This window comes from Rhodoferax sp. GW821-FHT07F03 (assembly GCF_059418745.1).
On record NZ_JBWKQM010000003.1, the window covers coordinates 158,577 to 169,693 of the forward strand.

At 60.0% G+C, this 11,117-nt stretch carries 6 protein-coding genes; 5 read left to right on the forward strand and 1 reads right to left on the reverse strand.

Features of this window, described 5'->3' with window-relative positions; translation table 11 throughout:
* The first annotated feature begins 86 nt into the window (after window positions 1-86).
* Both tal and pgi read left to right on the forward strand, forming a co-directional pair.
* Window positions 87-1,034, forward strand: a complete 948-nt coding sequence (gene tal, locus AC07R0_RS05350; RefSeq protein WP_495104077.1) for a transaldolase — start codon at window positions 87-89, stop codon at window positions 1,032-1,034.
* Window positions 1,035-1,052: 18 nt separating this feature from the next.
* Window positions 1,053-2,618, forward strand: a complete 1,566-nt coding sequence (pgi, locus tag AC07R0_RS05355) for a glucose-6-phosphate isomerase (protein ID WP_495104078.1) — start codon at window positions 1,053-1,055, stop codon at window positions 2,616-2,618.
* Window positions 2,619-2,631: 13 nt separating this feature from the next.
* Here pgi and AC07R0_RS05360 read toward each other — a convergent pair whose 3' ends face one another.
* Window positions 2,632-4,434, reverse strand: a complete 1,803-nt coding sequence (locus AC07R0_RS05360; protein ID WP_495104079.1) for an O-linked N-acetylglucosamine transferase, SPINDLY family protein — start codon at window positions 4,432-4,434, stop codon at window positions 2,632-2,634.
* Between the two features lie 173 nt (window positions 4,435-4,607).
* On the opposite strand from AC07R0_RS05360, the gene AC07R0_RS05365 reads away from it, so the two are divergent.
* The 3 genes from AC07R0_RS05365 to AC07R0_RS05375 all read left to right on the forward strand — a co-directional run.
* Window positions 4,608-5,990 (forward strand): efflux transporter outer membrane subunit, encoded by a 1,383-nt coding sequence (locus tag AC07R0_RS05365; RefSeq protein WP_495104080.1) that lies wholly within the window; start codon window positions 4,608-4,610, stop codon window positions 5,988-5,990.
* 37 nt (window positions 5,991-6,027) lie between these two features.
* Entirely contained in the window at window positions 6,028-7,935 is a 1,908-nt protein-coding gene (locus AC07R0_RS05370; protein WP_495104081.1) for an SEL1-like repeat protein, read from the forward strand.
* 311 nt (window positions 7,936-8,246) lie between these two features.
* The coding region (locus AC07R0_RS05375) for a beta strand repeat-containing protein (protein ID WP_495104082.1) at window positions 8,247-11,117 on the forward strand (2,871 nt) is incomplete at its 3' end.

Genomic DNA, 11,117 nt, shown 5'->3' on the forward strand with positions numbered 1-11,117 from the left:
AGAGCCTGTTATCCGCAGGCATTGGCAATCGACGCGCATGCCTGGCCGGTACGCGTGCATTTCACCTTTAACGGCAACACACTCCTATGTCCCAACTCGATTCCCTCAAGCAGTTCACCACCGTGGTGGCCGATACCGGCGACTTCAAGCAGCTCGGCGTATTCCTGCCTACCGACGCCACCACCAACCCATCGCTGATCCTCAAGGCAGTGCAAAAGGCCGACTACCAGCCGCTGCTGGCCGAGGCCGTGGCCAAGTACCGTGGCCGCCCGCTGGACGAGATCACCGACCGCCTGATCGTGCGCTTTGGCTGCGAAATTCTGTCCATCGTGCCTGGCCGCGTGTCTACCGAAGTCGATGCGCGCCTGAGCTTCGATACGGCCGCCACCGTGGCCCGCGGCAAGCGCCTGATCGAGATGTATGCGTCCGAGGGCATTGCCAAGGAACGTATCCTGATCAAGGTCGCGTCCACCTGGGAGGGCATCCAGGCCGCAGCCGAGCTGGAAAAAGCCGGTATCCGCACCAACCTCACGCTGCTGTTCAGCTTTGCCCAGGCCGTGGCCTGCGGCCAGGCCAAGGTGCAGCTGATCTCTCCCTTTGTCGGTCGCATTTACGACTGGTACAAGAAGACAGCTGGCGCGGCCTGGGTGGAGGCCGACAACGCTGAGGCCAAAGACCCTGGTGTGATCTCGGTGCGCAATATCTACAACTACTACAAGCACTTCGGTATCAAAACCGAGGTCATGGGTGCGAGCTTCCGCAACGTCGGCCAGATTACGGCGCTGGCCGGTTGCGACCTGCTGACCATCAGCCCAGACCTGCTGGCCCAACTGGCCCAGGCAGATGCGCCGTTGAGCCGCGCGCTGGACGTCAAAGCCGCCCAGGCTATGGAACTGCAGGAAGTTAAGCTGGACGAGGCGGCTTTCCGTTTCGCCCTGAACCAGGACGCCATGGCTACCGAAAAGCTGGCCGAAGGTATCCGCGGTTTTGTGGCCGACGCCATCAAGCTTGACCAACTGCTGCAAGCCGCTTGAGCCTAGAAAGCCCCTGACATGGACGCATTGAACCGCCCCCGTTGTGACGCCGTGCCCGCCTGGACCCAGCTCCAGGCCCAGTTTGAAAAGTCTGGTGCCGCGCTGGACCTGCGCCAGGCATTTGCCGCCGACCCGCAACGCTTCGAGGCATTCAGCCAGGACGCGCCCTATGTGTTTGCGGATCTGTCGAAGAACCGCATCGACGCCGTGACGGAGAACCTGCTGTTCAACCTGGCTCGCCAGTGCGGGGTGGAGCAGTACCGCGACGCCATGTTTGCGGGCGAAAAGATCAACACCACCGAAGGCCGGGCGGTGATGCATTTTTTATTAAGAAAAAGTGCTCTGGCGCAGGGGGAATCTGCGTCAGCTGCTATCAAAAATGAACTAGCCGAGGTGCATGCCACGCTGGATGCTATGCTGGGCTTTGCCGAAAAAGTGCGGGCCGACACGGCCATCACCGACGTGGTCAACATCGGCATTGGCGGCTCCGACCTGGGCCCGCTGATGGCCACGCTGGCACTGGATGCGTTTGCCACGCCGACCAAGCGCATGCATTTTGTGTCCAACGTGGATGGCCACGAACTGGCCGCGCTGCTGCCCCGTTTGAAGGTGGAGAGCACGCTGTTTCTCATCGCCTCCAAGACCTTCACCACCACCGAGACCATGACCAACGCCCGTTCGGCCAAGGCCTGGTTCGAGGCGCAGGGCGGGACCGACACGGCGCGCCACTTCGCAGCGTTGACCACCAATGTGACGGCGGCCAACAGCTTTGGCATCAGCACCACCTTTGGCTTCTGGGACTGGGTGGGCGGCCGCTATTCCATGTGGTCGGCGATCGGACTGCCGATCGCCATCGCCATTGGTGCGGGCAATTTCCGCGACTTTCTGGCCGGTGCACAGGCCATGGACGAACATTTCCGCACCGCCCCCATGGAGCAAAACCTACCCATACGCCTGGGTTTGCTGGACGTGTGGTATCGCAACTTTCACGGCTTTACCAGCCGCAGTATCGCGCCGTACCATAGTGCGCTGCGCCGTCTGCCGGCCTATCTGCAGCAGCTGGAGATGGAGAGCAACGGCAAGCAGGTTGACCAGCAGGGCCGCAAGCTGCCGTTCGATACCTGCCCAGTGCTGTGGGGCGAGCCTGGCACCAATGGTCAGCATGCTTACTTCCAGATGTTGCACCAGGGCACGGATGTGGTGCCGGTCGAATTTGTCGCCGTGAAAAAACCGCGCCACAGCCTGCCGGGCCACCACAGCACCTTGCTTGCCAATGTGGTTGCGCAGGCACAGGCCTTGATGGTGGGCAAGGAAGATGCCGGCGGCCACCGCAACTTCCCGGGCAACCGGCCCAGCACCTTCTTGCTGCTGGACGACCTGACCCCGGCCAGCTTTGGCGCGCTGATTGTGCTGCAGGAGCATCGTGTGTTCGTCAGCGGCGCGCTGTGGGGCATCAACAGTTTCGACCAGTGGGGCGTGGAGCTGGGCAAGGTGCTTGCCAAGGACATCGAGCCCCGGCTGCAGTCGGGCGACGTGGCGGGGCTGGACAGCTCTACCGCCGGTTTGCTGAACCGGCTGCGCTGAATCTCTTTCCCGGTTACAGCGCGGCGCAGAGCTGCTGGAACCGGGCTTCCAGATTGCGGGTGAACAGTGCAGTGTCGAACAGCACGCCGTGTTCGCGCTCGCCTTGCAAATGCGTGCGCAGGGCGGCGCAGGCCTCGGGACTTTTGGCCAGCGCGACCGCCTTTTCTTCGTAATCCTGCAGGTTGTAAGTGACCAACTGTTCCAGCTTGGCGGCGGTCAGTAGTGCGCCAGCCATGCGCGAGGCAAAGGCGCGGCCGCAGTAGGTCAGCACTGGCAGGCCCATCCACAGCGCGTCATTGGCCGTAGTGCCAGCGTTGAACGGAAAGGTGTCTAAAAACAGATCCGCCACGGTGTAGCGTGCCAGGTAGTTTTCGGGGGAGACGCGGGGGGCAAAGTACAGCCGGTCCGGCGCGATGCCCCGGGCCTGCGCTTCACGCCGTAGATTGGCCTCGGCCCAGGGGTTGTCCGATAGCAGCCACAGCAGGCTGCCGGGCGTGCGCTGCAGGATGCGCATCCAGGTATCGAACACCTCGGGTGTGTATTTGTAATTGTTGTTCAGCGAGCAAAACACAAAGCCCTGTGCGGGCAGGCCGCAGGCCTCGCGGCTGGGCAGCGGGCCGACGCCGCGCTTGCGGTCGCTGACCTGGTAGACGTCCGGCATGTACAGCGGCTTTTCCGAGTAGTACGGGGCGATGTTTTCCGGGATCAGGAAACGGTCGGCAATCACATAGTCTATGGACGGCAGGCCGGTGCTTGCTGGCAAGCCCAGGTAGGTAACTTGTATGGGCGCCGGGCGGTAGGCCAGCATATTGGCCCGTGCGCCGGATGTCTGGCCCTGCAGGTCTACCAGGATGTCGATTTCATGGCTGCGTATCAGCTGGGCAGCGGCTTCGTCGCTGAGCTTGTCTATGCGGATGAAGTGGTCCATGGCGCTGATCACCCGCTGGCGCATGGCCGAGCCGTCTTCTGGGCTCCAGCAGAAGCCATAGACCTCGAAATGGGTGCGGTCGTGCAGCTCGAACAGCTCGGCGGTGAGCAGTGACACGGGGTGCATGCAAAAGTCTGAAGATACGTAGGCAATACGCAGCTTGCCGTGGCCGTAGCGGGTGCTGGGCGCCAGCTTGGGTACGTCGGATATGACCTTTTTGCTGACGAAGCGGCGCGCGGCCTGCAGCTGAACCACCGGGTCGTCGGTCACGCTCAGCATGGCCAGGGTGGAGGTCGATTCCTGCATGAGGGCAGTGCTTATGCCTTTCAGCGGGGCATAGACCGGCCACAGGCATTGCTTCTGGCGTAGATGCACCCAGTGGTGTACTGCGTCTGGCTGGTTCGGGTCGAGCTCCAGGCTGCGCTCCAGGAACTGCATAGCCTCCTGGAATTGCTTCTGGGTGTCCAGCACCCGCCCCAGGTTGTTCAGCGCCATGATGAGGTAGGGACGGTTGTCGGTGGAGCTGGGCGGCACGTTCTGCGCCACCCAGCGCCATTCCAGCAAGGCCTTGTCCACCTGGCCCATGCGCTCCAATAGCATGCCCAGGTTCAAGCGGGGTGGCACGAAGGGTGGGGCGAGTTCAATGGCCCGCTGGTAGGCGGCTTGTGCGCCGGGCAGGTCGTTTTCGTTGGACAGCGACACGCCCAGATTGAAGTTGACTGCATGGGCGTAGGGCGAGTCGTTGCGGCTGAGCCAGGTTTGGTAGAGCACGATGGCAAGGGGTGCGTGTTTCTGTGCCTCCAGCTGCGAGGTGCAATCTATCAGCTCCGGAAACGTCAGTTCACGTTTCCAGGCGCGTAAAACCGCAGACGCAAATTTCTCTTCCATCGTCATTCCATGCAGCCCTCAAATACCAATTAAAAATCATAGTACCTTAGGGGCAAATCGAGACTTGACTCCTGGCAAATGCACCTGTTTTGAGGTTCACTTCGCCCGTAACGACGGCCCAAGCTGCCGTAATAATCTGGAAACTTCCAGCGACTCCCACGCGTATTGCCACCATGTTCAGGGTCACCCTATTGTTTGCTGCCGCACTTTTGGCGGCATGCTCGCAAACGTCGGAATTCCACCGGCCGACCTTGCCCGTGCCCAACGCCTGGCCCGGGGCGACCGGCGATGACAGCCCGCATGCGGCAGCCAAGACGCATTGGCGTGCATTCTTTTCGGACCCCGAGTTACAGGCTCTGATAGAGACGGCGCTACAGAACAACCGCGATTTACGCATTGCTGCCGCGCGAGTGGCAGAAGCCCGCGCGCAGTACGGCGTTGTCAAGGCAGACCAGTTGCCCACGGTGAATTTGCTGGGGTCGGGTAATGACACCCGTACGCCAGCCGAGTTGACCGGTGACGGTGTAAAGGCGAATGGGCGGCGTTTTGACCTGTCTCTGTCCAGCGTGTCTTATGAATTGGACTTTTGGGGGCGGTTGGCGAATCTGTCCGAAGCGGCCCGGACCAGCTATTTGGCCACCGAGGAGGCGCAGCGGGCGGTGCAGCTGTCTTTGATCTCCGATATCGCGACATCGTATTTCATGCTTTTGCATACCAAAGAGTTGATGGAGCTGACGCGCTCTACGCTGGATTTGCGCGAACAATCCCTGGCTTTGATCTCCAAAGGCAAAGACCTGGGGAGTATGGATGACTACGTCTTCCAGCAAGCCGAGGGCGTGGTGCAGACTACGCGTTCCTCATTGGCGGAGATAGAGCACCAGCACACGCTGGCGGCAAACCGCCTGAATCTGCTGTTGGGCAAGGTGGTGGACCCCTTGCCGGAAACGGGGTCGCTGCAAACACAGGGCCTGGACACCGCGCTGGCTCCAGGTTTGCCGGCGGACGTGTTGTTGCTGCGGCCCGACGTGATGTCGGCCGAACAACGGTTGCTGGCGGCCCATGCGAACATCGACGCAGCGAGAGCGGCATTTCTGCCCAAGATTACGCTGACGGCGAGTCTGGGGGTGGCCAGCCAGGGGCTGTTCAGCCTGTTCAGCGGCGGGGCTTGGGCGTTTCAGCCCTTGATGTCGTTGCCCATTTTTGACGGCGGGCGTACGGCTGCAGGCCTGGATATAGCGCAGGCGCGCAAGGTGATTGCGGTGGCGGAGTATGAAAAGACCATACAACAAGCGTTTCGTGAGGTGGCCGATCTGCTATCGGCCCGTGCCGCCCTGTCTCGGCAACTGCAGGCCTCCCTGGCCAATATGAAAGCCCAGAGTCAGAGGCTTCATATCGCTGAAGCCCGCTTCAATGCTGGCGTGGTCGGGTATTTGGAGGTGCTGGATGCGCAACGCGATATTGTCGCGGCGCAGCAGGCGACTGCACTGGTGCGCCGCCAGCAGTTGGAGTCGGCGGCCCAGTTGTACAAAGCCCTGGGCGGTGGAGCTGCGGCATGAGGTTCTCGATCTATTTGCACCCAGGGCGTGGAGGCGTATGGCGCTGAGAAGCCCTGCCTATGAGAAGCGTACTTTCATCAACACGCTCAAGTCTGCACGGTTCGGACTGCGGGAGGCGCAGTACGAAGTAGGACTGATGTATGCCAATGGCATTGGGGTGGAGCAGGATTTTGAGCAGGCCATCCACTGGATCATGCAGTCGTCAGAGCGCGGCTATGCGGCGGCGCAATATCTGCTGGCAACCCGTTATGCCAGCGGAGTGGGTATAGGCCAGGACAACTACAAGGCGGCGGTCTGGTTTCAAAAGGCGGGTGAGCAAGGGCACGCCAAAGCCCTTTACCGCTTGGCCAGACTGTATGCGGCAGGCTCCCAGGAGCTATCGCACCAAAGCATGGCCAGGGCCGCAGAGCAGGGTCTGGCGGAAGCCCAATACGCACTGGGTGTGCAGTTCGCTTCCGGCAGGGGAACCAGGAAAGATGAAAAACAGGCGGCGTACTGGCATGGCCTGGCGGCCGAGCAAGGGCTGGCGTCTGCCCAGTGCGCGCTGGCAGATCTGTTGGCCAGCGCCACGGATGGTTCCCAGGATATGGAGGCGGCGCTGTTTTGGTACCGCCGTGCGGTTCAGCAAAGCTCTCCTGTTGCACAAGTTGCGCTGGAATACTTGGATGCCAATGGCCTGGGCCGTACCAAAACGCGTGGTCGAGGGCGGCCCAAACCTCCTGGGCCGGAGCGCAGGCAAGCGGGCGGCCAGTGGGTAGAGGCGGCGGAGGCTGGCGATGCCAATGTGCAGTACCACCTGGGGCTGATGTATGACCTGGGCCTTGGCATACAGAAAGATCTGGGGCAGGCTGAGGTGTGGTATCTCTCCGCCGCAAGACAGGACGATGTTCGCGCGCAATTGGCGCTGGCTAAGCTGTATGAACACAACGAGGACAAGCAGGCCCTGCCCTGGTACCACAAGGCCGCCGAGCATGGCGATACGGAGGCGCAGTTTGCCCTGGGGCGTCGCTATTCTTCCGGGCAGGACGTAGAACAAGATTTTTTTGCTGGCGTCTCCTGGTACACCCAGGCAGCGCAGGCCGGACACGCACATGCATTGTTGACCTTGGGTAGTTTGTTCAGCAATGGTTTGGAGCATGTGGCTGCCGCCTGTTTTAAGCGGGTTGCGGAGCAAGGCTATGCCGAAGCCCAGTTCCAGCTGGGACAGCAATATGCATCCGGCAAGGGGGTTGAGCAGGATGTGCATAAGGCGTTTTTCTGGTGCAGGCGGTCCGCGGAGCAAGGCCATGCGCAGGCCCAGTGCGCATTGGGCAGCATGTATCTAAAGGGGCTTGGCGCTGAAAAAGACTTTGAACTGGCTTTTTCCTGGTACCAGAAAGCGGCTGAACAGGGGGATGCTAAGGCGCAATGGAATCTGGGTTCCTTGTATGCCAGCGGCGGGGGCGAAGTCAAACGCAACCTGCGGCAAGCTTTTATTTGGTGTCAAAAGGCGGCGGACCAGGGCTTTGCGGCGGCGCAGTCGACCTTGGGTGTGCTGTATGCGTTGACCAAGAAGCCTGAGCAGGCAGTGCTCTGGTGGAGTAAGGCAGCAGAGCAGCAAGATCCCGAAGCCCAGTACAACCTGGCGTTGATGTACAGCAAGGGTGAGGGTGTGGAAAAAAATGCCGAGCAGGCGTTTTACTGGTTGCATGAGGCAGCGCAGCAAGGCGTACCTAGTGCGCAATCTCGGCTGGGGCTTTTGTATGCAATCGGTGAGGGGGTTGCTGCGGACCCGATAGAGGCCCACAAATGGTTCGTGGTCGCGGCGTCTGGTGGGGATGCTGCTGCGCTTGCAAATCAGAAGCGTTCAGAGTCGCAATTGAGTCCGGCCCAGGCTCAAGAAGGCCAACGGCGTGCAAAAGAGCACACAAAACGAGGCATATCAAATTGCATTTCTGTATCGTAAAGTTACATAATGTTGCGAATCGTGAAGTTCGGCGTGAGGCGGGCTCGCCGAGAGGGTAACCACCAAGTTTTTTGTCTTTGGCTGGCTATTTTTATGTTTCCAAAGGTTAAATTTTTTTATTCAACCCGGGCTAAAGTTGCCAGGAAACATGTCGAAAAGAAAAGATATGTGTCAAAGCGCAACTTGTGTTCCATGGCTTTTAGGGCCTGAAAACACCTGGTTGAGTTGCTTGAGAGACGGGGTGGGCGCTTGGTTGGGGTGCCACTCTTCAAAATCATTGTGCTGACATCCCGGTGTCGAAGGGTTGAAAAATGAGTATTGTTACTGGTCTAACCACGGCGCAAATTGCAGCCTTAACGACGTTCCAGATCCAATCGCTGGGAACCAGTGACATCGTTGCGCTAACCACGGCACAAGTCGGAGCCCTTACGACCGACCAGATCGTGGCGTTGAAAACTTCTCAGATTTCGGTGTTGACGACTGCAGATATCGCGGCCTTGACGACGACCCAGGTGGCGGCAATCGAAACGATTGACATCGCTGCTCTGAAGACGTCCCAAATTGCCGCGTTGACTACTGCGGCAGTGGTGGCGCTGACTACCAATCAGATCCAGGCAGTGACCACGGCCAGCATTGCGGCACTGACCACAAGCCAAGTAACGGCGCTGACCACCAACCAGATCGTGGCTTTGACGACTGGCCAAGTGTCTTCCCTGACCACTTCTAGCGTTGCGGCGCTCACGACCAATCAGGTCGTGGCGATCGAAACGGCCGACGTTGCAGTTCTGAAGACGGCTCAGATCGCTGCGTTGAGCACCAACAGCGTTGCTGCGCTGACGACCAACCAGATCCAGGCCGTAGCTACGTCGGGCATAGCCGCCTTGAGTACCGCTCAGGTTGTTGCCTTGACCACCAATCAGGTCGTTGCTTTGACGACTGGCCAAGTATCCTCGTTGACAACGACCGGGGTTGCTGCTCTCACGACGAATCAGATCGTAGCGATAGAGACAGTGGACATTGCTGCTCTGAAGACCAGCCAGATCGCTGCATTGAGCACGAATAGCGTTGCTGCACTGACGACCAATCAAATCCAGGCTGTAAGCACCGCAAGTGTGGCTGCCTTGAGCACGGCGCAGGTGGTTGCATTGACCACCAACCAAGTGGTCGCCTTGACGACAGGTCAAGTAACTTCACTGAGTACAGGGCAAGTTGCGGCTTTGACTACCAACCAGGTTGTAGCCATTGAGACCGTCGATCTTGCTGCGCTCAAGACCAGCCAGATCGTGGCGCTGACGACCGGTCAAGTGTCATCTTTGACGACCAATCAGATCGTAGCGTTGACGACAGGCCAGGTTGCATCATTGACCACCTCGGGTATTGCCGCATTAACGACTAACCAGGTCGCCGCGATTGAAACTGTCGATATTGCTGCATTGGGTACCGGCCAGATCGTAGCCCTGAATACATCGCAAGTTACCGCGCTGACGACCAATCAGATTGTTGCGTTGACGACCAGCCAGGTATCTTCCCTGACGACGTCCAGTGTGGCAGCACTTACCACGAATCAGGTTGTGGCGATTGAGACGGCGGACATTGCTGCACTGAAGACCAGTCAGATCGTTGCGTTGAGCACTAACAGCGTTGCCGCGTTGACGACTAATCAGGTGCAAGCTGTAACTACAGCGGGTGTGGCTGCCTTGAACACGGCACAAGTGGTCGCGTTGACCACTAATCAGATTGTCGCCTTGACTACGGGTCAAGTGTCCTCGTTGACAACAAGCAGTGTTGCCGCGCTGACGACCAACCAAGTGGTTGCGATTGAGACGGTGGATGTGGCTGCGCTAAAAACGAGCCAAATTGCGGCGCTGAGCACCAACAGCATTGCCGCGTTGACCACCAACCAGATCCAGGCCGTGACCACGGCCGGAATCGCTGCTTTGACCACCGGTCAAACGGTGGCGTTGACGACCAACCAAGTAGTCGCTTTGACGACAGCCCAGGTCCCTGCTTTAACCTCTACGAATGTGGCGGTCTTGACTACGTCGCAGGCAGTTGCGATAGAGACAGTGGATGTAGCGGCGCTGAAGACCAGCCAGATCGTTGCCTTGACGACGGCCCAGGTTGCAGCGCTGACGACCAACCAGATCGTCGCCTTGACCACTGGCCAGGTATCGTCGTTGACGACAGCGGCGATAGCCGCGCTGACGACCAACCAGGTTGCGGCGATCGAGACGGCTGACATAGCCGCCTTGAAGACCAGCCAGGTTGCGGCACTGAGCACCAACAGCGTGGCAGCGCTGACCACCAACCAGATCCAGGCCGTGACCACGGCAGACCTGGTTGCACTGAACACCGCACAAGTGGTGGCGCTGACGACCAACCAGATCGTGGCCTTGACCACCGGCCAGGTGTCCTCGCTGACGACCACGGAGCTGGCCGCGCTGACGACCAACCAGGTTGTGGCGATCGAGACCGTGGACGTTGCGGCCCTGAAGACCAACCAGATCGCGGCACTGAGCACCAACAGCGTGGCAGCGCTGACCACCAACCAGATCCAGGCCGTGACCACGGCCGGTATTGCGGCGCTGACCACCAGCCAAGTTGTGGCCTTGACGACCAACCAGGTCGTGGCCCTGACCACGGCCCAAGTGGTAGCGCTGGGCACGGACGTTGCGGCCCTCACGACCAACCAAGTGGTGGCGATCGAGACAGTGGACATCGCGGCGCTGGGTACCAACCAGATCGCAGCGTTGACAACGGCGCAGGCAGCGGCCTTGACGACCAACCAGATCGTGGCGTTGACCACCGGCCAAATCGCGGCGGTGACCACCGCTGACGTGGCGGCGCTGACGACCAACCAGATCGTGGCGATAGAGACGGTGGACGTGGCTGCGCTGAAGACCAGCCAGATTGCGGCGCTGAGCACCAACAGCGTGGCTGCCCTGACCACCAACCAGATCCAGGCCGTCAGCACGGCCGGCATTGCCGCGCTGACCACCACCCAGGCGGCCGCTCTGACGACCAACCAAGTCGTGGCTCTGACGACAGCCCAAGTGTCCTCGCTGAGCGCGGCAGACATTGCCGCTCTGAGCACCAACCAGATCGTTGCGATAGAGACAGTGGATGTAGCGGCGCTGAAGACCAGCCAGATCGTTGCCTTGACGACGGCCCAGGTTGCAGCG